The following is a 23,312-nucleotide window of genomic DNA, read 5'->3' as shown; positions in this document are numbered from 1 at the left end:
ATAGCAACGGCCTCAGGGTTTGCTGGCGGTTGTCGCGTGCGTTCGTCCGCTTTCCCAACCGCCGCCCAAGGCGAGGAACAAATCGATCTGGCTCATCGCAACCTGGGTGTTGGCGGCGGCCAGTTGCGCGGTGACATCGGTGTAGGTGCGCGTTGCTTGCAGATCAGCGAGGAATGACTCGCGGCCGGCCTGGAAGAAGCGGTGGGTCTGGTCGGCGGCCAGTTTCGCCGACTCCTCGGCATCGGCCAGTGCGTCGCGGCGTTGCAGCAATGCGCTGTACTGGGCCAGGCCGGTCTGGGTTTCGCGAATGGCGTTGAGCACCACGCCGTCGAAGTGCGCCAAGGCGCCTTGGGTCGCCGCTTCTGCCTCGCGGATTCGCGCGCGGGCGCCGTTGGTCGGCACCTTCCAGCTCAGCGACGGGCCAAAGCCCCAGCGGTTGGTCGACGGATCACCCAAGTCATCGATGAGACCAACAGTGCCGATGGTCGCGCCGATACTGATGTCCGGATACAACTCGCCAGTGGCGACGCCGATCCCGGCGGTCGAAGCGGCCAGACGACGTTCGGCCTGGCGAATGTCCGGGCGACGTTTGAGCAGCGCAGCGCCATCGCCGACTGGCACCAGTTGGGCGATTTTCGGCAGTTCTGCGCAGGTAGCGGTACCGGCCGGCAATTGATCGACCGGTTTCGCCAACAGCATCGACAGACGGAACAGCCCTGCCTGACGCGCGGCTTCATAGCGGGGCAGTTCGGCGCGCAAGGATTTGAACTGGGTTTGCGAGCGAGTGACCTGGGTTTCGTCACCGCGACCGGCGTCGCGCAGACGCTGGATCAGCGTGGTGCTTTGCGATTGCAGGTCGAGGGAATGCTCGGCGATTTCACGTTCTTCATTGGCCGCGCAGACTTGGGTGTAGGCGCGCACGACGTCTGCCACCAAGGTGATCCGCGCCGTGTCTGCCGCGGCCTGGGTCGCGTCGGCATTGGCCTTGGCGCCTTCGATGCCACGCTGCAAGGTGCCCCACAGATCGAACTGATAAGAAGCGCTGATGCCGATGTCGCCGACGTTATCGACCGGGACTTTTTCCGGCAGCAAGAATGCCTGACCAGACTCTTGCAAACGCTGCGCGCCCATCTTCACACCTGCGCTCCAGCCACCCGCTGCTTCGGCCTCATCGACCTGAGCCCGCGCCCGTTGCAGGTTCGCCGCCGCGACGCGCAGATCGGTGTTGGAAGCCATGGCCTGCTGCACCAGTTGATCCAGCCGCGCATCCTTATAAAGACGCCACCAATCCGCCGGCACCGGCGCCGACACTACCGGTTTGCCGGCGACAGCCAGTTCGCCCTGAAAATCCTTGCGTTGAACCGCCGCATCCTCAGGCACGTGATAGTCCGGCCCGACCATCTGACAGGCCGAGAGCATCACGCCCAACCCGGCGATCATCAGGGCCCTGCTCATTGCCCGGGCTCCTGCTTTTTATCGTCGACCTTTGAGTCTTCAATGATCGAGACCGTAGCAGTGCGACCGGCAATCATGCGGAAATCTGCCGGCACATCATCAAAGGCAATCCGCACCGGAATCCGCTGCGCCAGCCGCACCCAGCTGAATGCCGGGTTAACGTTCGGCAGCAAGTTGCTGCCGCTGCTGCGGTCGCGGTCTTCGATACCGGCAACGATGCTTTCGACATGCCCACGCAGTTTGGCGCGGTCACCGATCACACGGATGTCCACCGACTGGCCGACATGAATACCGTCGAGTTTGGTCTCTTCGAAATAGCCGTCGATGTGAAACGAATTGCTGTCGACCACCGACAACACCGGACGCCCGGCGGTGACGAATTCCTGCGGACGCGGCGCGCGGTCGTTGACGTAACCGTCGACCGGGCTGCGGATTACCGAGCGGTCGAGGTTGAGCTGAGCGCTGTCCACGGTGACCATGGCTTCGGCCAGTGCCGATTGCGCGCGAGCGACCTTCGACTGGCTTTCTTCCAGTTGCTCGGCCGGCACGAGGTTACCGAGGCCACGATTACGCTTGGCCTCACGCTGGGCCTGAGCGAGGGTTTCTTCGCGATCGGCGACAGCCGCTTTGGCCTGACGCAGGGCCAGTTTGAAACGGTCCTGGTCGATGCTGAACAGCACCTGGCCGCGCTTGATCAACTGGTTGTCTTTCACTTCCACCTGCTGGATCAACCCGGACACGTCCGGGGCGATCTGGATGATGTCAGCGCGAATGTGGCCGTCGCGGGTCCATGGCGCAAACATGTAATACATCACCATGCGCCAGACGAGGACAACGGCAAAAGTCACGATCAGCAGGGTCAGTACTACGCGACCGATGGTCAAAAACGGTTTTTTCATGTCATCAGGTATCGACTGAGTGAGTCCACGCCGTACAGCAGTACCGCGTAGAGGGCCACGTTGAACAATGCCCGGTGCCAGACCAGACGGTAAAAGTGCACGCGCGTAAGCACGGCATGCACCAGCAAAAACAGCACATAAGTGATGCCCATCAACACCAGCAGGGTCGGCAGGAAAATGCCGCTGATGTCCAGATCACCGATCATAGGGGCGCTCCATCGGGCAGCGGTTCTTCGGAGTCGGCACTGGAGACGAATTCGACGCCGGGCAACAGCGCCAGACGCAAACCGCTCAAGGCGTGCAACAGGTTCAGACGGGTTTCATCGTCGCCGTGGCCATTGAGCGCGCGGCGGGTACGATCCAGGGTCATCAGCAACGGGGCCGGCGCCGGCAAGCGTTCGCCAGCCTTGAGGCAGGCGCGGAAATACTCGCCGACTTCACTGACCACTTGCTGCAACAGCGCGTTCGGCGCGCCGCTCACCCGAGGGGTGTAGGCGAGCAAATCGAGCAGGTTGAGGCCGACGCGCACTTCGCGCATGGCGATGCCGGTGTCCTGGCCGGTGAGGGCCAGACGCGGCAGGTGCTGCATCAGTCGATCGAGCAACTGCACGCCCAGTTTCCGGTGCTCGGCGAGGTTGGCCGGCTCGGTCATGTGGACGATGTCTTTCCAGCTGAAGCGGGTCAGGCGTTTGGCCGCCAGTTCGGCGCCGAACGGACGCGCCACCAGCGTCCAGATAAACGCGAACAACAGCCCTAACGGACCCGCCAGGTTGGAGTTCACGAAGGCAAAAAAGTCCGCGTCGTAAGCCCCCTGAATACTGATGAACGAGGAGGTGTTAACCAGCGTCAGCAGCATGCCGAGGAAGAACCGCGGCTGCACGGTAAGGGTGCCGACGCAGATGAACGGCACGGAAAACGCCAGCACCAGCATCGGGAAGTCATGCAGGTTGGGCAGAATCAAAAACAGATAAAGGCTGGCGAACAGCACCGACATGCCGGTCCAGAAAAAGAACCGGTAAATCTGCGGTGCCGGGTCGTCCATCGAGGCGAAGAAGCTACAGGCCACCGCGGCGAGAATCACCGCACTGCCGCCGTCCGGCCAGCCGAGCAGAATCCACAGCACCGAGGCGGTGATGATCGCCACAACGGTCGAGGCCGCCGAGTAGAGCATCAGCCCACGATCAATGAACGGCGTCAGACGACCGAGGCGCCAGTGACGGTAGACCGCGCGCCAGCTGTCCTGGCGCTCGCATAGAATCGCGTCCTGCAGACTGCGGCAGTCCTGCCATAAATCGATGAATTCGCCGAGGCGATAAATCGAGTTGGAGAACAGCAGTTGTTTGCGGTCTTGCAGTGCTTCGGCACTCGGTTGCAGGGCTTCGAGCTGATCTTTCAGGGCTTGCCAGCGCTCGAGATCGGCGTCCTGATGAGCGAGCCATTCGCGGGTTGCGGCCAGCAGCGGTTCGAACTTTTCCACCAGTTCCGGCGTGCGCCGTTCGAGGGCATAGAGCGAATCTTCCAGCGCATCGATCACCGGTAATAGATGAATCATTCGCCCGCGCAGTTCTTTGGTGTTGCGCACGGTTTGCGGTAGTGCGCCTTCGTGGGGCAACTGGCCAATCATCAATTCGAGGCTGTTGAAGTTGGCAACCATGGCCATGCGCAGTGCGGTGACTTCTTCGGGCTGCACATCGCGACTGAGGAATTTCAGGCTATAGGTCGTTGCGTCGGCGAACCACTTGCTCACCGCGTCATTGAATACGGGCGCCAGACGACGCGGCCAGAACATCGCGCCGACCACGGCGGCAACGGCGATGCCGAGGAAAATCTCTTCGGTGCGCGCCTCTGCTACGTCCCACACTGCCAGCGGGTTATCCACAACCGGCAAGGCAATCAGCGGCAGGGTGTAACCGGCGAGCATCAATGCGTAGTTGTTGGCCGTGCGCAGTTGCAGAGACAGGAACAACAAAATGCCCGTCCACAGCGCAATGACCACCACCAGCACAAACGGACTCTGCACGAACATCGGCACTAAAAAAACCGCCGCTGCCGCACCGAGAAAAGTACCGATGGCACGGTACAACGCCTTGGAACTGGTCGGCCCGAGAAACGGGCTGGAGACGATATACACCGTGGCCATCGCCCAATACGGACGCGGCATTTGCATGAGCAAGGCGATGTACAGCGCGATCATCGACGCTGCAAAAGTCCGGATCCCGTAGAACCAGTCACGGGCCGGCGGAATGCCGGAGAAAAAACCGTTCAAGAATTAACCACCCATGGCGGGTTGGCCGCCTCAAAAGCTCTGAGTACCCGAAGCGTAGCTTCCAGATCGCTTTGCTCGATGCCTTCGAGCACCTCGTGACGCAAGCGCACCAGTTCGATCTCCACCGCTTGCACCAGTTCACGACCGGTGTCGGTCAGGCTCAGACATTTGGCGCGGCGATCCTGGGCATCTTCGGTGCGGCAGACGTAGCCGGAATGACACAACTGATCGAGCAGACGCACCAGCGACGGACTCTCCATCCCGGCCGCCTGCGCCACCTGAACCTGGCGCACGCCCTCGCCCAAGCGGCCGATCATCAATAGCGGCACGGCGCAGGCTTCGGAGATTCCATAGTTGACCAGCGTGGTCTGGCAGATCTTCCGCCAATGCCTGGCGGCCACCACCATGGCACTGCTGATGTTCATTTGGAGAGCGTCGAGGGAATCGGGCACGGGGAAATGCACACTGTTAGTTTGCTAACTATCAATATCGCATTGGAGGGGAATTTCAGTCAAGTTTTGAAACAAATTGCCTGCTTGCCTGTAGGAATTGGCGCTGAGAGCTTATTCAGCGCTTTTTTGCATTCTCGTAAACACTGCTGCGCTCGCGCTTACCGACTGCGACAACCGAAACAACAACGCGCTCATCGATCACCTGATAAACCAAGCGATAGCCGGAAGCTTGAGTTTGATTTTGTAGCAGTTCGGCATCCCGTGTAGAGCATCAGCAGAAACCCTTGGCAGCTTCAACCTCTCGCCCAGCTTCTTTTTGAATTGTTCTCGTAGTGTATGACCCAACTTGTTCCACTCTTTGTGAGCGGATGGCAAAAATTCGAGCTTATAGGTCATCCAGGCTTACCGAAATTGGCGTCTCATGGCTGCGGGCGCGAACGATTTCAGCAAGCTCCAGATCATCGAGTCGCTCCATCATTGCTTCGTACACATCCGCTGGCACCATATAGCCCATGACGCGATTGTGGTTAAGAACGGCCACGGCGCCGCCATGTGCACCGCTCAGCACTGCGGAAGGGTTTTTCTTTAATTCTGAGACACTGACAGCCATATCGGCCAGAACGCTTTGCATAATAAAGGACCTCAATTGAGGTCGTGATTTTGGTCTATTTTTTGATCCTCAACAACCGTTCCACTCAATTGAATGACAAGAGGTGGGCGTCCAGTCAGCCTTCCCGTCCCTTTCGCAACAACACATCCAACCGATCCACTACCTCCGCCCAGTCGGCGTCATCCAGAATCTCGTCACGCAAAAACTCCGCTTGGCTCTTCGTCCAGAAAAACGCATCAGCCAAATGAAGGTTGGGTTTGAGCGGGGAATGGGTGGTGATGAATTTGTCGATGTTGACCGGATCGTCCGGAAGGCCGAGTTGTTTGAACAGGGATGGCAAGCTGTGCGTTGGGCTTTCCATTGATCAACTCCTTCAAAAATGGGCTGTTTGGAAGATTATTCGCGAGCAGGCTCGCTCCCACAGGGGAATGTGATCAACCTGTGGGAGCGAGCCTGCTCGCGAAGGCGTCAGTGCCGGCGCCACAAAGCCTAATCACTCAACTCCCGCACCTCGGCATGCGGCACCATTTTCAGAAACTCGGGCATGCTCATGTGCAGCAGGTAGTTGTGGTTGCCCGCCTCCAGATAAATATCCTTCTGCCGCGTCAGCAACGGGTCGATAACCATGTCCAGGCCATAGGAGTCGCCCAGCGGCGGCACCGCGCCGCGTTCGCAGTCGTCGAAGATGTGCGCCAGATTGCTTTCGCGGGTCAGTTGCCATTCGCCACTGAGGCGCACTTTGCTCAGGTCAAGGTGACGGCTGGCCGGCAGCACGGCCATCAGGTAGTGACCGTGGTGGTCGTCAAGGATGATCGATTTGGCCACCCGCTCGGCGGGCACCCCGGCGACCCGTGCGGTTTCCAGGCTGCTGGACGAGTGACGGTGAGCGACGATGTCGTATTCGCAGTGCGCCCGGTTCAGGCTGCTCTGCACCTTTCTTGCCATACGCATGATGCACCTCGGTGTTGCGCTGAACGGTGGTTGCCGTGCTTTTGAGTCTAGTTCGGCGGGCCGTCGATGCAGGGAAATCCGCTCACTGGACACATCCTCACACTGATCAAAATTCAACCACTGCAACCCTCAACTAGACTGTAAGAACCAGACATGATGCTCGCGGAGGGTCACGTGAACAGCCGATGTTGTGCGTTTGCCTTGCTCCTGCTGATCAGTGGCTCAGCCCTCGCCGCCGACCCCCCGTTGCCACCGATGAGTCCGGCCGGTTTGTGGCTGATTACCTTGGGCATCGTCTTTCTGATCGCCGAAGCGGCGCTGCCCAATTACGGGGTGATCGGCTTGGCCGGAATCATCATGTTCGTCATCGGCGCGCTGATTCTGAGCAACGCCGAATTGCCGGCGCCGATGATGATCGGCCTTGGTCTTATCAGTGCCCTGCTGTTGCTCGCGCTGCTGATCCGCGCCCTGAAAACCCGCCCGCGCCACGCCGTCAGTGGTGACGCCGGCCTGCTCGGCAGCGTGACCGCGATCACCACGGTGCAACCGGGCGATGCGCGCAACGGCTGGGTGCAACTGCAAGGTGAACGCTGGCAAGTGCTCAGCGCCACCCCGCTGCAAACCGGGCAATCGGTGCGCGTGGTCGGGCGCAAGGGACTGTTGCTGCAAGTGGCCGCGACTGAAGCGGCGCCGCTCGGAGAGTGATCATGGGTCTGCAAATCGGTTTTGTTGCGCTGCTGTTACTGGTCATTGCCTTGGCCGGTTCGACGTTTCGCATCTTGCGTGAATACGAGCGCGGCGTGGTGTTTCAGCTTGGCCGCTTCTGGCAAGTCAAAGGTCCCGGCCTGATCCTGCTGATTCCGGTGGTCCAGCAAATGGTTCGGGTCGACCTGCGCACGGTGGTTCTCGATGTGCCGCCGCAAGATGTGATCACCCGCGACAACGTGTCGGTGAAGGTCAACGCTGTGCTGTATTTCCGCGTGCTCGATCCGCAGAAGGCGATTATTCAGGTTGAAGATTATCTGTCGGCCACCAGCCAACTGGCACAAACCACCTTGCGTGCAGTGCTCGGCAAACACGAACTGGATGAACTGCTGGCTGAACGCGAGCAGTTGAACATCGACATTCAGCAAGTACTCGATGCGCAGACCGACGCCTGGGGGATCAAGGTTGCCAACGTCGAGATCAAGCATGTCGATCTCAACGAATCGATGGTCCGCGCCATCGCCAAACAGGCGGAAGCCGAGCGCGAACGTCGGGCCAAGGTGATTCACGCCGAAGGCGAACTGCAAGCCTCGGAAAAACTCATGCAGGCAGCGGAAATGCTCGGTCGCCAGCCTGGGGCAATGCAGTTGCGCTATATGCAAACCTTGAGTTCGATTGCCGGGGACAAGAGTTCGACGATTGTCTTCCCGTTGCCGATCGAGTTGCTCAAGGGCATGGCGGATTTGTCCGGCAAGTCATGACCCGCCTATTCACCCGCAGGTTCGGTCACGAACAAGCGTGCTTGCATCCCGCCCGCATGGACTTCAGCGCTGGCCCGCCAGGTTGCGGGTAGCGGTGAGAACTCTTGTGGCTCGTCGACGGTTCCGACCAGCCAGACCCGGCCTCCGGCGGGCAGCTCGGTCAGGCTGTTCAGATAGACATCACTCGTTACCAGCGTGCCGAACCCGTACTCATTTGGCCGCGTCGACTGGCCATCGGCGTTCGGTGGAGTGAAGAGGCGCACCTGCGCCCCGGTGCGATCGTAGTAGACGTAGCTCAGATACCAGAGCATGTCGCTGGTGACGATGCGGTCACCGGGAAGGAAATGCTGGTTGACGTACTTCACGACCGTGTCGAGTTGATCATGAGTGTCGACCGTGGCGTTGTTGCTCACACCGACCAGTTCCACGCCGACCAGCGCTACCAGCACCGCCAGTGCAAGCATGCGAACGCGGCTATACAAACGATCAATGGCCAACGCCGCGAGCATCGGTAAACCGAGGGCAAATGCCGTCAGATATCGCTCAATGAATACCGGCGTGATGAACGACACCGCGAACACCAGCAACAGCGGCAGACCGGTGTACAGCGCCAGCAGAATGCTGCCGCGCGACACACTGCGATCGCGCATGACGGCCACAACTGCCAGCACCAGCAGTGCCAACGGCAGCGCGCCAAAGACCAGCAGCGGCAGACTCTCACCATCGTCCTGAATCAGCCATGACCAGATCATCGACGGCAACGACCCCAACGTCACCGCTGGCTCCCAGCCGACATCACCGCCGACTTCGAGTTGTTGCATGTGCTGCATCAAATCAAGAAATTTTGGCAACCAGGGCAGATACAGCACGCCGATGGCCAGATTCGCCAGCCACCAGTTCCCGCGCTGGATATGCCGGAACCGGTAACCGCGCTGTACGCGGATCGCGATCAGATAAAGCCAGTGACACAGCGCCGCGAGCACGGCGAAATAGTGGGTGTAGAGCGCGGCGCTCATCAGCAGCAGGTAATACACCAGATAGCGCTGGCGTTGCGGGCGCCGGATCCAGTAGACCAGCGCCAGGCTTGCGGCAATCAGCAGCGCACCGAGCAGCGCGTACATGCGCACTTCCTGGCTGTAGCGCACCGCCGTCGGTAGCAGTGCGAGTAACAATCCGGCGATGAACGCGGCGCGGCGAGTGGCCAGGCGATCCACCAGCCACACGCCCAGCCCGACCGCCGTAATGCCGGCCAGCGCACTGAGAGCGCGGACCGCGAGAATGCCGTCCCCGAACAATTCGACCCAGCCATGCAGCAGCATGAAATACAGCGGCGGATGCACATCGAATGCCGCGTGCTGCCAGATTTCACTCAGTGAGTAGCGCGCCAGCAGCAGACTGGAACCTTCATCGCCCCAGATCGCTGCCGCTGTCAGATCATAAAAACGCACGAACGCGGCCAGCGCGAGAATTGGCCACAGCCAGTGATTTTTTACCCAGCGCACCCAACGCAGGCTGCCGAACCAGGAACCGGGCACGGCAAACGGATCTTGCGTGTCGCCCATTGGCGTGACTCTGTTGACCGCCATCGCTTCCTCTTGCCGCGCCGCAGCGCCACGAGAGTATGACGCGCCAACCTGCCCATCACTTTAGGTCAGCCACGGCGGAACCGTCGATGCCGGTTGGCGCTTTCACGACACCCGGCAACCCGACGGCGACTTTCGCCTCTGGATACACCGATTGCCAACCGCCGCCCAATGCCTTGTACAACCCGACCATCGCCAGCGACACGCCAGTGGAGCTTTCCACCCACTGCTCCTGCGTCGCCAGCAGCGCGCTTTGCACGGTGAGGACGTTGACGAAATCGACCACGCCTTCGACGTATTGCTGTTGTGCGGTGCGCAGGGCGATCTGGTTCTGCCGTACGGCTTCGGCGAGGCTGTCGCGGCGGCGTTGACTGGCGTTGTAGGCGGTCAGTTGATCGTCAATTTCGTGCCAGGCACGCAGTACGGTTTGCTGGTAGGCGACGGCCGCTTCCTGCTGCTGCGCTTCACGCAATTGCAGCACGCCACGCAGACGTCCGCCGTCGAACAACGGCAGGCTGAATTGCGGGCCGATGCCGAACGCGCGTGAGCCCCACGAGCCAAAGTCGCTGAGTTGCATGGCTTGCGAGCCGAGGTTGCCGGACAAGGTGATGCGCGGATAGAAATCGCCCTTGGCCACGCCGATGTTGGCAGTGGCGGCGTGCAGACGCGCTTCGGCCTGGCGGATGTCCGGGCGGCGTTCGGCCAGTTGCGACGGCAGGCCGATGGCGACTTGCCGCGGCGACTGCGGCACGGCGGCGTCTGTGGATAACTCCTTGGCCAATGCCTGTGGCGGTTCGCCCATCAGCAGGCTTATCGCGTTGATCAACTGCGATTGACGTTGTTCCAGCGCCGGCAAGCGCGATTCGATGGCCGCGACTTGCGCGGCGGCTTCGGCGACGTCGAGATCGGTCGCCACGCCGTCGGCCAGACGCAGTTGCGAGAGTTTCAGGCTGTGCCGCGCGACATCAAGGTTCTGCTCGGTGACGGCGCGGGTGTTCTGCACGCCGCGCAGTTGAATGTAGTTTTGTGCGGTGTCGGCAAGCACCGCCAACAGCACCCCGCGACGGTCGTTCTCAGCGACTTCAAGGTTAGCGTCGGCCGCTTCGGTTTCGCGGCGCACGCGGCCCCAGAAATCCAGTTCCCACGAGGCGGAGAAACCGGCGTCCCACAGGTTGAAGGCGGAATCGCCGTTGTGTCCGGACGGGTCGCTCAGGCCTTTGCCGCTGTTGCGTTGGCGCGCGTAGCTGCCGGTGGCCGCAGTGTTTGGATAGCGGTCAGCGGTGATCACCTGGCGAGCGGCGCGGCTTTGTTGCAGTCGGCTGCTGGCCAGTTGCAGGTCGAGGTTGCTCTTCACCGCACGTTGAGTGAGTGCAGAGAGTTGCGCGTCGTGGAAGACTTCCCACCAGCGTTCGTTGAGGGGTTCGCTGACGGCTTGGCTGGGGGCGGACTTGGCGGGTTTGGCCCAGTCGGCGATTTGTGGGGCTTCGGGCTTCTGGAAGTCTGGGCCTACGGTGCAGGCGGTGAGACTCATTGTGAGCAAGGCACTCAGAGTGATTTGCTGCCACTGGCCTCTTCGCGAGCAGGCTCGCTCCCACATTCTGGAATGCGCAGCTCCTGTGGGAGCGAGCCTGCTCGCGAAGGCGTCGGTTCGATCAACATGGCTCATCGCTGAGTCACCTCACGCACCAACGTCGCCGAGCTGGCGGTATCAATACTCGCCTCCACCGACATCCCCACGCGCAAGCGCTCGGCCAATGGCTGACCCGGTTCCAGCATGATCTTCACCGGAATCCGCTGCACCACCTTGGTGAAGTTGCCCGTGGCGTTATCCGGTTTCACCGCCGCAAAGGTCACGCCCGTCGCCGGGGCAATACTCTCGACCCGACCGCTCAACGCTTCGCCGCCAAGGCTGTCGACACGCACCTGCACCTCCTGCCCCGGCTGCACATCGGTCAGTTGCGTCTCCTGAAAATTCGCCACTACATACGCCTGCTGCAACGGCACCACCGCCAGCAGTTTGCTGCCCGGCGTCACATACGCACCTACGCGCACCGCACGCTCGCCGATCATGCCGTCCTGCGGCGCCGTGATACGCGTGTAGGAGAGTTCGAAACTGGCGATTTCCAACGCCGCTTGCGCGTGTTTCAGACTGCCTTCGGCGGCATCCCGCTGAGCCGTGAGAATGTCGACCTGCTTGCGCTCTGCCGCCAGTTTCGCCGTGGCGGTGTCGAGATGCGCAGTGGCCTGATCGATGCGCGTGCGCGCCTGTTGCGCGTTTTGCACCGTGCCGGCGCCAACGCCCGCCAAGTGGTTGTAGCGATTCAACTCCTGCTGAGCGAAAGCCATTTCCGCCTTGGCCGACACCACCGAGGCCTGCGCCTGGGCGATCACCGAAGTCTGGCGTTCCAGCGTCGCTTTGGCATTCTGCAACTGCGCTCGTGCCACCAGGGTTTGCGCGTCCGCTGCCTCAGCTGAAGCGCGCAGATCGCGATCATCGATCAGCGCCAGCAACTGTCCGGCCTTCACTTGCTGGTTGTCCTCCACCAAGACTTCCTTGATAAACCCGGCCACGCGCGGCACAACGAGCGTGTAGTCGGCGGAGACAAAAGCGTCATTGGTGTTTTGCTGGGTACGTTTGCCAAACACGCCGGGCAGCGCCAGGTAAACCAGCACGCCGACCGCCAGTGCGGCGGCGATGGCCACCGCGAGTTTTTGCTTTGCTTGAGTCGTCATAAAAACCTTCTGTTTCAGTACAGCGATCAGGTCGGCGCGCGCGGCGGATAGATCCGCGTCGGCAGCCAGAAAATCAGCAGGATCAGCGCCACCGCGACGCCGGCCATGCACACGTAGAGATCGGAAGAAGTCAGCACCACGGCTTGTTCGTGCAGGCGATGGGCGAGGCCCGGATCGCTGCGATCGGCCAGCGGCGAATTGCCGAGGCTGTCGACCAACATGCTCGAATGGAAATGCAGACGCGACGTGGTCAGTGCCTCGATCACCCCGGTGGCGACCACGGCCGACAGGCCTTTCACGGTGTTGAACCATGCCGATGCGAAGGGACCGTCCAGCGGTGTGATGCTGCCGGTCGAAAGCATCAACAGCGGCAGCACCGCCATCGGCTGACCGAAAATCTGCAGCCATTGCAGGACGTAGAAGTCGTCGCGAATCCACTGCGAGGTCAGCTGCGATCCACCCAGACAGGACAGTGCCAACATGCTCAGACCGATGCCGAGCACCCAGCGGCAATCGACCCAACGCAGGTTGCATAGCGCCGCCACCAGTGGCAGCGCGATCAACTGCGGCAGCGCGGCGATCAGCATGATCGGCGCGGTCTGCACCGGACGATAACCCTGCACCTGCGCCAGATAACTCGACGGAATCAGCACTACCGCCAACAACACCACCAAAACGCCGGCCAGGGTCATCAGTGCGAACGAAAGGTTGCGGATACCGAGCATCTGCAATTTGAAAAACGGAATCGGCTGCGACCACTCGTTGATCAGAAACGCCACCAGCAACAACGAACCGGCACCGAGCAATCCACAAATCAGACTCGACTCGAACCAGTCCAGTCGATTGCCTTGCAGCAAACCGATCACCAACATGCAGATCGCCGGAAAGCCCAGCAGCAGACCTTTCCAGTTGAACGATTTGAGGCGTTCCAAACGCAGCGGGTCCTGCGGAATGCCCCACGCGACCATCGCCATGGCGATCAGGCAAGGCACGATGATTTGCCAGAACGTCCACTGCCAGCCGACGTATTCGGTCCACAATCCGGCCAGCGGCGTGCCGAGGCCGGGGCCGAATGTCGCCGTCAGTGCGTAGCCGGCCAGGCCATAGAGTTTGATGTTCGCTGGCAAAAAGCGCAGGGCGACGGTCATCAACATCGGCGGCAATGCGCCGCCGGCCAGACCTTGCAGGATGCGCATCAGCAGCAGACTTTCGTAATTGGGTGCGAACGGGCACAGCACGCCGAGCAGAGTGAACAGACCGATCGCGCAGAGGGTGAAGCGGCGTAGCGAGAAGGTCACCGAACACCACGGCGCGAAGGCCATGGCCGCGACTGAGGTGGCGGTGTAACTAGCCACCAGCCAAGTGCCTTCGTCGTAACCGATGTGCAGCGCGCCGCGGATGTCGGCCAGGGCCACCTTGGTGACCATCTCGTTGAGGCCCGACACCAGCACCGCCAGCAGCACGCCGACCAGGCCAATGATGATCCGCGCCCCGAACACCGGTGGCGTCGCCGCCTTCGCCGGGCTGGCCGCAGCGATGGGCGCTGCCGCCGTCAGGGATGTCATGAATACTCACTCCGGAGGGAAAAATACCGGAGCATCTTAGTCGGGCTTGGCAATGACGAAAATTGACTTATTGGCAGCTTATAAGTGCGCCGGACGCAATCATTCAAAGCAAGAGATCGCAGCCTTCGGCAGCTCCTACAGGGATATGCATTCCAGTGTAGGAGCTGCCGAAGGCTGCGATCTTTTGATCTTCAAGGCTGGGCAGCCAGCCACGTTTCGTCGCAACAGGCCTTGAGGGTTTCGCGCAGCCAGCGGTGGGCGGGATCCTTGTCGAAACGCGGGTGCCAGGCCTGGGTCAGCATCAGCGTCGGCAACGGGATCGGCAGGTCGAATGAGCGCAGCTTCAAACCCAGGCGACGCACGCTGAGCAACGCCTCTTTGGGCACCGGCAAGATCAGGTCGGAATCCGGCAGCGCAAACATCGCCGCATGGAAACTCGGCGCGATCACCGCCACGCGCCGCTCCAGGCCTAGCGCATTCAGCGCCGTATCGATCGGGCCGCGCGCGATGCCGCGTCGCGACATGCTGATATGGGAAAACCCGGCGTAGCGCTCGGCGGTGATTTCGCCGTCGAGTAATGGATGATCTTCGCGCACCAATCCGACAAAGTGTGTAGAAAACAGGTTTTGCACTTTGACTTCAGGGGTGACGGGCCGGGTGTTGCTGACGCTCAGATCGATGCGCCCTTCACGCAGGGCTTCATCATCGCCGTCGCCCTCTGGGACGAAGCGCAGTTCGCAGTGCGGCGCGAGTTGATCGAGGGTGTCAAACAGCTTGCCGCCATAGACACCGATGAAGAAGTCATTGGCGCGAATGCTGAAGCGCCGGCGCAGTGTGCCCAACTCTACGGTGTCGGCGGAACGGAACAACAGCGCGGCCTGCTCGACCACGTCGCGCACCTGTTCGCGCAACTCCAGCGCCTTGGGTGTCGGCACCAAGCAACGTCCAGCACGCACGAGGATCGGATCACCGATGGCTTCGCGGATTCGCGTCAGGGTGCGGCTCATGGCCGCCGGGCTGAGGTTCATTCGCCGTGCGGCGCCGACCACACTGCCCTCGTCGAGCAAGGCGTCGAGGGCGACCAGAAGGTTCATGTCCGGGAGCTGCATGCTGAGCACTCTTGGCTGATCAGGATTGATCTGGGCGCAATGCTAGCAAACATCCTTCAGCTTTGGCGGCGCCTTCAAAGACGCCTTCGCGAGCAGGCTCGCGATGAGGCCAGCCGCCACACCAAAAATTACCGCTGCATCCCCCAACGCTTGACGGTCACCCGCTCCAGCGTGTCGAACACCAGATTCTCCACCAGCAACCCGATCAGAATCACCACCGCCAAGCCGGCAAACACCTTGTCGGTGTACAGCTCATTACGATTCTGGAAGATGTACCAACCCAGTCCACCCTTGCCACTGGTCGCGCCAAACACCAATTCAGCGGCGATCAACGTGCGCCAGGCAAACGCCCAGCCGATCTTCAACCCGGCGAGAATCGACGGCAACGCCGCCGGGATCAGGATGAACAGCACCAGCCGCAAGCCCGTCAAACCGTAATTGCGACCCGCCATGCGCAGGGTTTCGGAAACACCGAGGAACCCGGCATAGGTGTTCAACGCCAGTGCCCACAACACCGAATGCACCAGCACGAAAATCAGGCTGTTCTGTCCCAGGCCAAACCACAGCAGCGCCAGCGGCAGCAGGGCAATCGCCGGCAGCGGGTTGAACATCGAGGTCATCGTGCTCAACAGATCACGGCCTAACTGCGTCGATACCGCCAACGTAGTCAGGGCGAACGCCAAAACGATGCCGATCAGGTAACCCTTGATCAGCACCACCAACGATATCCACACCTTGGCCAGCAACTCACCACTGAGCAGCCCCTCGAACAGCGCGTGACTGGTCTGCAAAAAGCTCGGCAGCATAAGGTCGTTGTTCTGAATCCGCGCGACCACTTCCCACAGCACCGCCAGCACAATCAGGATCAGACCTTTACGCAACCAGCCCTGCTGCCACAATCGCGTGCCAAGCGATAGTTCGCGCTCGACCGGCACTTCGGTCAGCGGCTCCAGCACACTTTCGAATTCTTCACGCACAGATGATGAATGGCTCATCGGGTAGTCCTCCTGGCCGCTCAATAGGCGATGCGAATATCGTTGAAGTCGTGGTCACGCTCGGTTTCCGGCGACTGGCCTTCGTCGAACAGCAGACGATGAATGCGCCGCGCCGATTCCTGAAACGCCACGCCACCGAGGCTGTGCAGATCGTATTGATGGCTGTGCACTTCGGCGCGCACTCGGCCGGGATGCGGCGACAGCAGCAGGATGCGATTACCGACCACCAACGCCTCTTCAATCGAGTGGGTGACGAACAGCAGCGTGAAGCGCACCTCTTCCCAGAGCAGCAGCAATTCTTCCTGCATCTTGCGCCGGGTCAGCGCATCGAGGGCGGCGAACGGTTCGTCCATCAAGAGAATTTTCGGCTGCATCGCCAACGCTCGGGCAATCGCCACCCGCGCTTTCATGCCGCCAGACAAAGTGTGCGGATAAGCATCGGCAAATGCCGCCAGGCCGACCTTTTCCAGATAGTGCAGCGCACGTTCTTCGGCTTCTTTTTTCTTCAGGGTGCGCGATGCAAGCAGCGGAAACATCACGTTCTGTTTGACAGTTTTCCACGGCGGCAGTTGATCGAACTCCTGAAACACCACGATGCGGTCCGGCCCCGGCGCGTCGACGCGCTGGCCTTGCAGACGGATCTCGCCTTCGCACGGTTGAATGAACCCGGCGACCGCTTTGAGCAAGGTGGATTTGCCGCAACCGGAGGGGCCGAGCAGCACGTAGAGATCGGCTGGATCGATTTCAAAACTGACCTGGTGGGTGGCGCGCACCACGCGTTGCGGCGTGCGGTATTCGAGGCTGACGTGATCGACCGCCAGCAGCGCTTCGCTGCGGGCGATCGGGTTGCTGGCCGCGTGGCCTGGCAAGGGAGCGTTCATGATTTGATCAATCTCCGGCGAATCAGAAAGGCGCGTCGCCCTGGATGGTCGTGCGATACAGCTTGCGGCGCAGGTGCGCCGGGCAGCCGGCGGCGAGATGGATCAGCGAACGGTTATCCCAGAACACCAGATCGCGGGGTTGCCACTGATGGCGGTAGATGTTCTGCGGCAGCACGCTGTGGGCGTACAGCTCGCTCAGCAGTTGCTGGCTCTCGTCTTCCGGCAGGCCGACGATGCGCGTGGTGAAACCTTCGCTGACGAACAACGCCTTGCGGCCGTTTTCCGGGTGCGTGCGCACCACCGGGTGCACCACTTCCGCGACCTGAGCCAGTTGCTCCGGGGTCAGCGTCGGGCGCCAGTTGCCTTCGAATTTGGTTTCGCTGTAACGCGCCGTGTAGGAGTGCGCGGCACTGCGGCCTTCGACCGCTTTGCGCAACGCTTCGGGCAAGTTGTCCCAGGCTTTGTGCATGTCGGCGAACAGCGTGTCGCCGCCCTCCTCTGGCAACTCCTGAGCGTGGAGCATCGAGCCGAGGCTTGGCAGCTCTTTATAAGAAAGATCGGAGTGCCAGAACTTGCCAGCATCACCGAGGCCGATGTTCTGGCCGTTTTCGATGATGTTGGAAACGATGAGGATTTCCGGGTGGTTGGCCAGCAGGAACTGCTTGAGCACATGGATCTGCAACACGCCGAAGCGGCGGCTGAAGTCGATTTGCTGTTGCGGGGTGATTTGCTGGTCGCGGAACACCACGACGTGGTGATCCAGGTGCGCGCGGTGGATGCGCGCAAAGTCCTGATCATTGACCGGCCGAGAGAGGTCGAGGCCAATGATTTCGGCGCCGACGGCACCGCTGAACGGACGGATTTCAAAGGATTGCGGCGCGGCGGTCGCGGCGCTTGGGGAAGCAGTAGCTGCGGACATCTTTCCATCTCCCACGCACGGCACGCTCACGGGCGCGCTCGTCGATCAGACACTCACGCTGGATTGCGTGTTGGTTCAGGTCGTGCGGCGCGCCGATTGGTCGGCAGGTACGCAGGGGGATGACTTTATAGCTATAAGAATAGGAAATTAAATACCGTTAATGAATAACGATATGGCGAATGGTGAGGAATGGACTGAGTGGTGAGTGACGGTTTTTGTCACTTACTGACAGGGATGCGGTATTCCCACTGACGCCTTCGCGAGCAGGCTCGCTCCAGGGATCGCATTCCATCTGGAGAAATGCGATTACTGTAGGAGTGAGCCTGCTCGCGATGAGGCCAGTGAGGCCACTAAAAAATCAACGCTCGTGCAACGCCTCGGCCCGCGCGCGGATGATCGGCTTGAGCAGATAACTCAACACCGACTTCTTGCCGGTAATGATGTCCACCGACGCGACCATCCCCGGGATGATCAGCAATGGCTTCTCGTCCGTGCCGAGGTGGCTGCGCTCAGTACGCACCTTGATGATGTAGTACGTGGTTTTCTTGTCTTCGTCGGTAATGGTGTCGGCACCGATCTGCTCGAGCTTGGCTTTGAGCCCGCCGTAAATGGTGTAGTCGTACGCGGTGAACTTGACGATCGCTTCCTGCCCCGGATGCAGGAAGGCAATGTCTTGCGGACGGATTTTCGCTTCGACCAGCAAGGTGTCATCCAGCGGTACGATTTCGACCATGTCACTGCCTGGCTGGATCACGCCGCCGATGGTGTTGACCAGCAACTTGTTGACGATACCGCGCACCGGCGATGTCACCAGCGTGCGGCTGACGCGGTCTTCCAGCGCCTTGCCGGTGGCGCTGGCCTTGTTCAGGTCGGTGCGCGCCTCGTTGAGTTGGGTCAGCGCTTCGCTGCGGAATTTGCCGCGCGTCTCGTCGATCTTGCGCTGCACTTCCTTGATCGCCGATTCGGCACGCGGAATCGCCAGCGTCGTTGCATCCAGCTGACCGCGGGTTTCCACCTCGGCACGCTTCAGACGCAAGACTTCCACCGGCGACACCGCGCCCTGCGCCACCAGCGGCTCGGACATGTTGATTTCCTGACGCTGCAAGCCGAGTTGCTGACGATACTGCGCTTGCTTGGAGGCGAATTCGCGCAGCTCTTGCTGACGCTGAATCAACTGCTCCTGCAAACCACCGATCTCGTCGTGCAACTGCTGGCGGCGGCTGATGTACAGCGACTCTTCGCTTTTCGCCTGACCCGGCACGGCTTTAAGTACGTCCTCGGGGAAATTCAGCGGGCGGTCATCGACCTCGGCGCTGAGGCGTTCTACGCGCAGCAGCATCGACAGGCGATCAGCTTCGGTTTCGCCAACGTTGGAAGCAAATCGCGTGTCGTCGAGGCGAATCAACGGCGCGCCTGCTTCAACAATCTGGCCTTCCTTGACGAACAGTTCGGAGATGATCCCGCCCTCAAGGTTCTGGATTTTCTGGATCTTCGACGACGGAATCGCCTTGCCGTCGCCCTTGGTCACTTCGTCGATCACGGCGAAGTTGGCCCACAGCAGCAGGAAGATAAAGAAGCCGATGATCGCCCAGATGGTCAGGCGTACGACGCGCGGGGCGTCTTCGATCAGCGCTTTGTTGACCTCCGGCAGGGGCTGGCCCTGCAACGATGCCGAGCCTTTGAAGTAGCGACGGATCGAATCCTTGAAACCCGACTTAAGCAACACTGATCTGCCCCTTCTTCAACGCTTCCATCACGGCGGCTTTCGGGCCATCGGCGAGAATCTGTCCACGGTCGATCACCAGCAGACGATCGACCAGCGACAACAGTGAAGCCCGGTGCGTCACCAGCACCACGGTCTTGTTTTCAATGACGGCGGCGAGGCGTTGCTTGAGGCGTTCTTCACCGGTGTTGTCCATCGCACTGGTCGGCTCGTCCATGAGCAAAATCGGTGGGTTGAGCAACAAGGCCCGAGCCAGCGCAACGTTCTGCCGTTGACCGCCGGAGAGGTTCTGCCCGCGCTCGCCGACTTGCAGTTCGTAACCTTGCGGGTGCAGGCGGGCGAATTCGTGGACGCCAGCCAGTTCGGCCGCCTGCAGGACCAGCTCGTCTTCGACATAACGTGCGCCGGAGACGAGGTTGTCACGCAGGGTGCCGGCCAGCAGTTGAATGTCTTGCGGCACGTAGCCGATGTTGTAACGCAGTTCGCTGACGTCGATCTGACGAATATCCACACCGTCGACCAACAACGCGCCGTCGTCCGGCTGATACAGACCCACCAGCAGTTTCGCCAGCGAACTCTTGCCCGAGCCGCTGCGGCCGATGATGCCGATTTTCTCGCCGGGACGGATCACCAGATTGATGTTCTTCAGCGCCGGGTTCTGTTGTTCCGGATAAGTGAAGTTGAGCTGGCGGCACTCGATCGCGCCTTGCAGAACCTTGCGGCTCAGCGGGCGCTCTTCGAAGTTGCGTTCTTGCGGCAGCTCCATCATCTGGTCGACCGAAGTCATGGTCACCCGTGCCTGCTGGTAACGGGTCAACAAACCCGACAGCGACGCCAGCGGGCTCAGTGCGCGGCCGCTGAGCATGTAGCAGGCAATCAGACCGCCCATACTCAGGTTACCGGCGATGATCTGGTAGACGCCGAAGACGATCATGATCACCCCGGCCAGTTGCTGGATCAGCAGGGTGATGTTCATCGCCAGACCGGAGAGCATTTTCACTCGCAGCTCGAGGCGGCTGAGGGTGCCAATGGTCTGTTCCCACTGGTACTGGCGCTCGCTCTCGGCGTTGTTGACCTTGACCGCGTCGAGGCCGGCGAGGGTTTCGATCAGGCTCGACTGGCGCTCGGCACCGAGGGCCATGGTGCGTTCCATGGTGGCCACCAGCGGCTTCTGCAAGGCGTAGCCGATCAGCAACGCAATCGGGAACGCCAGCACCGGAATCCACACCAGATGCCCGCCGAGAATGGCGATGACGATGAAGATGAGGATGGTGAACGGCAGGTCGATCAGGCTGGTCAGGGTCAGCGAGGCAAGGAAGTCGCGCAGGCTCTGAAACTCGTGGATGTTCTGCGCAAAACTGCCGACCCGTGCCGGACGGTACTTCATGGCCATGCCGACGATGCGCTCGAACAGCGTAGCGGAAATGATCAGGTCGGTTTTCTTCCCGGCCAGATCCAGGCACAGGGCGCGCAGACTCTTGAGCACCAGGTCGAAGATGTAGGCACCGGTGATACCCAACGCCAGCACCCACAGGGTGGCTTCGGCCTGGTTCGGCACCACGCGGTCGTAGACGTTCATCACGAACAGCGGCGCGGCCATGGCGATGATGTTGATCAGGAAACTCGCGGCGATGGCATCGGCGTACAGCCAGCGCGAACGCTTGAGGGTGTCGCGAAACCACGAGCGCGCACGCGGAATCAGCGTGCCGTGGTTGACGTCGAATTTGTGTTGCGGTTGGGCGAAGAACACTTTGCCGGTGTAATCGTCGGCGAGTAGTTCGCGACTGACCACGGATTCGCCGCCATCGCTTTCGCTGAGCAGCACCCGAGCCTCGTCGTCACCTTGCCAGCCCAACAGAACGGCACTGCGGCCATCCTTGAGCAGCAGCAACGCCGGCATGGCGATCGCCGGAATTTCTTCCAGTTTGCGCTGCAGCACTCGACCTTGCAGACCGGCGCGAGCCGCCGCGCGGGGCAGCAACTCGACACTCAGGCGTTGTTTGGGCAGCGGCAGGCCCGTGGTCAGCATCGCCGCGCTGGCGGGTTTCTGATGGAGCATGCAAAGGGCGAGCAGACCGTCCAGTAACGGATCGTCGTGCAACGCGCGTGGATCATGACTGAGTTGAACTCGACTGACTTCTGATTCCACGCTCGACACTCTTTGACAGTTGAAAAGGGATAACTCAATTCATCCCAGGCAGCTGGACCTTGGGCTTCACGTCGTTCTGCACAACGGATGCCAACGGTGCGACCACTCCCTGGCTTCTGAGCAACTCGCCCATGGTCGCCTTGATTCGGTACTGAGTAAATAACTGAATGTTTTTGATTTCAGCCAGACGCCGCGAAGCGGTGAACAACTCGTTTTCGCTGTCAAGCAAATCGAGCAGGGTGCGTTCGCCGAGGCTGAACTGACGCTGGTAGGCGGTGCGCACCGAGGTGCTGTGATCGACGTACTGCTGCGCGATCGGCACCTGCGCGTTAGCGTTGTTCAAGGCGTTCCAGGCCAGACCCAGCTCTTCGTTCAACTGACGCAAAGCGTTGTTGCGGATGTCCAGCGCCTGGTTCGACAGGTACGACTTGGACTCCAGATCGGCCTTGTTGCTGCCACCGGAATACAGGTTGAAGCGCATGCGCAGCATGGCTTGCCACTCGTTGTTGTGACCGTTCTGGCCGTCGAGATCGTTGTCGGCGGTACGGCCCAGTTCGGCGTCGAAACGTGGGTAGAAGGTCGACTTGGCGGTTTCGTACTGCTTCTCGGCAGCGGCGATGTCGGATTCGGCCGAGCGCAGGATCGGGCTGTTTTCCAGCATCTGCTGGCGCGCTTCATTGAGGTTGGCCGGCATCATCGCCATGAACGGCGCCGGACGCTCGAGTTGATCGGGCATCTGGCCGACGGCGCTGAGGAAGTTGGTTTCCGAGTCGGCGAGGTTGGTTTGCTCGGTGATCAGGTTGTTGCGGGCCTGGGCCATCCGCGCTTCGGCCTGATCAAGATCGGCGCCACTGCCGACGCCGCGCTGGGTGCGCAGCTGGATCTGGTCGTAGATGCGCTGGTGGCTTTTGAGGTTTTCTTCGGCCAGACGCACGAATTCGCGACGGGTCAACACGTCCAGGTAGACCTGGGCAACTGTCAACGCTGTGCGCTCGGAAGTGCCAAGCAGCGAATAGGCGCGAGAGTTAACGGTGGCTTGTTGACGCCCGACTTCGCTGGACGTCGCAAAACCGTCAAAGACCATTTGCGAGAGACGTAAACTTGACTCGCTGCGATTCAGGGTTTCGTAGTGGTTACCGGAATTGGCGCGGGTGGTGACGCTGTCGGTACCCTCACGGCCATAACCGCCGAGCAGATCGACCTTCGGCAGGTATCCCCCTTTCGCCGCTCTTAATTGATAATCCGCCGCCAAACGACTGTTGACCCCTGCCTGGATTTCCGGATGGACATCCAGTGCCTGCTGCATGGCTTCTGGTAAGGATTGTGCTTGTACAAAAGAGGCGGCGAGAGCGAAGGGTACGGCGAAAAGCAGGGGCGAACGCATGATAGGAATTTCCCAGAACTTCTTGTCTTGAATCACAGCAAAACGTGGCGCTGCGTCGGATGATGGCAACCAGATTGACCGTATGTCGGAAAGTTCAAAACAGGAACTGGATCACACGCTGAAGGACAGGTCGCCGCGGAAATATCAATGTGACATTAGTGGGGCGATTGTT

The 23,312-nt window shown here is 60.7% G+C and carries 21 protein-coding genes and 1 pseudogene; 2 read left to right on the top strand and 20 right to left on the bottom strand.

All coding sequences use genetic code 11. The annotated features are described in order from the left end of the window. Window positions 1–12 precede the first annotated feature (12 nt). The 9 genes and pseudogenes from PspR84_RS00880 to PspR84_RS00840 form a co-directional block, all read right to left on the bottom strand. The gene (locus PspR84_RS00880) at window positions 13–1,455 is read right to left on the bottom strand and encodes an efflux transporter outer membrane subunit (protein WP_160054634.1); all 1,443 of its coding nucleotides are present in this window, start codon (window positions 1,453–1,455) and stop codon (window positions 13–15) included. Beyond that, window positions 1,452–2,354 (bottom strand): HlyD family secretion protein, encoded by a 903-nt coding sequence (locus tag PspR84_RS00875; RefSeq protein ID WP_160054632.1) that lies wholly within the window; start codon window positions 2,352–2,354, stop codon window positions 1,452–1,454. The genes PspR84_RS00880 and PspR84_RS00875 overlap by 4 nt, the downstream gene beginning before the upstream one ends. Then, window positions 2,351–2,560, bottom strand: coding sequence for a DUF1656 domain-containing protein (locus PspR84_RS00870; protein ID WP_007917703.1), 210 nt, complete (start codon window positions 2,558–2,560; stop codon window positions 2,351–2,353). Before PspR84_RS00870 ends, PspR84_RS00875 begins: the two co-directional genes overlap by 4 nt. Continuing rightward, complete coding sequence (locus tag PspR84_RS00865) at window positions 2,557–4,620, bottom strand: FUSC family protein (RefSeq protein WP_160054630.1); 2,064 nt, start codon at window positions 4,618–4,620, stop codon at window positions 2,557–2,559. Before PspR84_RS00865 ends, PspR84_RS00870 begins: the two co-directional genes overlap by 4 nt. Continuing rightward, window positions 4,617–5,045, bottom strand: coding sequence for a MarR family transcriptional regulator (locus tag PspR84_RS00860; RefSeq protein WP_038367319.1), 429 nt, complete (start codon window positions 5,043–5,045; stop codon window positions 4,617–4,619). Before PspR84_RS00860 ends, PspR84_RS00865 begins: the two co-directional genes overlap by 4 nt. 142 nt (window positions 5,046–5,187) lie before the next feature. Continuing rightward, window positions 5,188–5,468, bottom strand: a pseudogene (locus PspR84_RS00855) (type II toxin-antitoxin system RelE/ParE family toxin). After that, window positions 5,458–5,703 (bottom strand): type II toxin-antitoxin system Phd/YefM family antitoxin, encoded by a 246-nt coding sequence (locus PspR84_RS00850; protein ID WP_095122322.1) that lies wholly within the window; start codon window positions 5,701–5,703, stop codon window positions 5,458–5,460. Before PspR84_RS00850 ends, PspR84_RS00855 begins: the two are co-directional and overlap by 11 nt. Window positions 5,704–5,797: 94 nt before the next feature. Next, window positions 5,798–6,043: a DUF2789 domain-containing protein gene (locus PspR84_RS00845; RefSeq protein WP_160054628.1), complete on the bottom strand. Its 246-nt coding sequence runs from the start codon at window positions 6,041–6,043 to the stop codon at window positions 5,798–5,800. 128 nt (window positions 6,044–6,171) lie between these two features. Continuing rightward, a complete protein-coding gene (locus PspR84_RS00840; RefSeq protein ID WP_064389062.1) occupies window positions 6,172–6,633 on the bottom strand; it encodes a YbaK/EbsC family protein in 462 nt (153 codons plus the stop codon). 174 nt (window positions 6,634–6,807) lie between these two features. Between PspR84_RS00840 and PspR84_RS00835 the strand changes: the two genes are divergently transcribed. Beyond that, a complete protein-coding gene (locus tag PspR84_RS00835; protein WP_174244424.1) occupies window positions 6,808–7,338 on the top strand; it encodes an NfeD family protein in 531 nt (176 codons plus the stop codon). Between the two features lie 2 nt (window positions 7,339–7,340). Then, window positions 7,341–8,099 (top strand): slipin family protein, encoded by a 759-nt coding sequence (locus tag PspR84_RS00830; protein ID WP_007917711.1) that lies wholly within the window; start codon window positions 7,341–7,343, stop codon window positions 8,097–8,099. Between the two features lie 5 nt (window positions 8,100–8,104). Here PspR84_RS00830 and PspR84_RS00825 read toward each other — a convergent pair whose 3' ends face one another. The 11 genes from PspR84_RS00825 to PspR84_RS00775 form a co-directional block, all read right to left on the bottom strand. Continuing rightward, complete coding sequence (locus tag PspR84_RS00825) at window positions 8,105–9,685, bottom strand: glycosyltransferase family 39 protein (protein ID WP_160054624.1); 1,581 nt, start codon at window positions 9,683–9,685, stop codon at window positions 8,105–8,107. Between the two features lie 55 nt (window positions 9,686–9,740). Further along, window positions 9,741–11,348, bottom strand: a complete 1,608-nt coding sequence (locus PspR84_RS00820) for an efflux transporter outer membrane subunit (RefSeq protein ID WP_238785189.1) — start codon at window positions 11,346–11,348, stop codon at window positions 9,741–9,743. Next, the gene (locus tag PspR84_RS00815; RefSeq protein ID WP_160054622.1) at window positions 11,345–12,415 is read right to left on the bottom strand and encodes an HlyD family secretion protein; all 1,071 of its coding nucleotides are present in this window, start codon (window positions 12,413–12,415) and stop codon (window positions 11,345–11,347) included. Before PspR84_RS00815 ends, PspR84_RS00820 begins: the two co-directional genes overlap by 4 nt. A 26-nt stretch (window positions 12,416–12,441) precedes the next feature. Beyond that, entirely contained in the window at window positions 12,442–13,980 is a 1,539-nt protein-coding gene (locus PspR84_RS00810; RefSeq protein WP_160054620.1) for an MFS transporter, read from the bottom strand. 191 nt (window positions 13,981–14,171) lie between these two features. After that, window positions 14,172–15,089 carry a LysR family transcriptional regulator gene (locus PspR84_RS00805; RefSeq protein WP_160054618.1) on the bottom strand — a complete coding sequence of 306 codons (918 nt, stop codon included), beginning with the start codon at window positions 15,087–15,089 and terminating at the stop codon, window positions 14,172–14,174. Between the two features lie 128 nt (window positions 15,090–15,217). Next, entirely contained in the window at window positions 15,218–16,084 is an 867-nt protein-coding gene (locus tag PspR84_RS00800) for an ABC transporter permease (protein ID WP_160054616.1), read from the bottom strand. A gap of 20 nt (window positions 16,085–16,104) precedes the next feature. Further along, on the bottom strand, window positions 16,105–16,965 hold the full coding sequence (locus PspR84_RS00795; RefSeq protein WP_160054614.1) for an ABC transporter ATP-binding protein: 861 nt from the start codon (window positions 16,963–16,965) through the stop codon (window positions 16,105–16,107). A 22-nt stretch (window positions 16,966–16,987) separates the two neighbouring features. Further along, the gene (locus PspR84_RS00790) at window positions 16,988–17,884 is read right to left on the bottom strand and encodes a TauD/TfdA family dioxygenase (protein ID WP_160054612.1); all 897 of its coding nucleotides are present in this window, start codon (window positions 17,882–17,884) and stop codon (window positions 16,988–16,990) included. A 358-nt stretch (window positions 17,885–18,242) separates the two neighbouring features. Then, a complete protein-coding gene (locus PspR84_RS00785) occupies window positions 18,243–19,610 on the bottom strand; it encodes an HlyD family type I secretion periplasmic adaptor subunit (RefSeq protein ID WP_007918311.1) in 1,368 nt (455 codons plus the stop codon). Further along, window positions 19,600–21,756 carry a type I secretion system permease/ATPase gene (locus PspR84_RS00780; RefSeq protein ID WP_160054610.1) on the bottom strand — a complete coding sequence of 719 codons (2,157 nt, stop codon included), beginning with the start codon at window positions 21,754–21,756 and terminating at the stop codon, window positions 19,600–19,602. Before PspR84_RS00780 ends, PspR84_RS00785 begins: the two co-directional genes overlap by 11 nt. A 34-nt stretch (window positions 21,757–21,790) precedes the next feature. Then, a complete protein-coding gene (locus PspR84_RS00775) occupies window positions 21,791–23,140 on the bottom strand; it encodes a TolC family outer membrane protein (protein WP_007918308.1) in 1,350 nt (449 codons plus the stop codon). Window positions 23,141–23,312 lie beyond the last annotated feature (172 nt).

Source organism: Pseudomonas sp. R84 (assembly GCF_009834515.1).
GTDB lineage: Bacteria > Pseudomonadota > Gammaproteobacteria > Pseudomonadales > Pseudomonadaceae > Aquipseudomonas.
The sequence above is the reverse complement of the archived record's forward strand: the minus strand, read 5'-3'. Positions and strand labels throughout refer to the sequence as shown.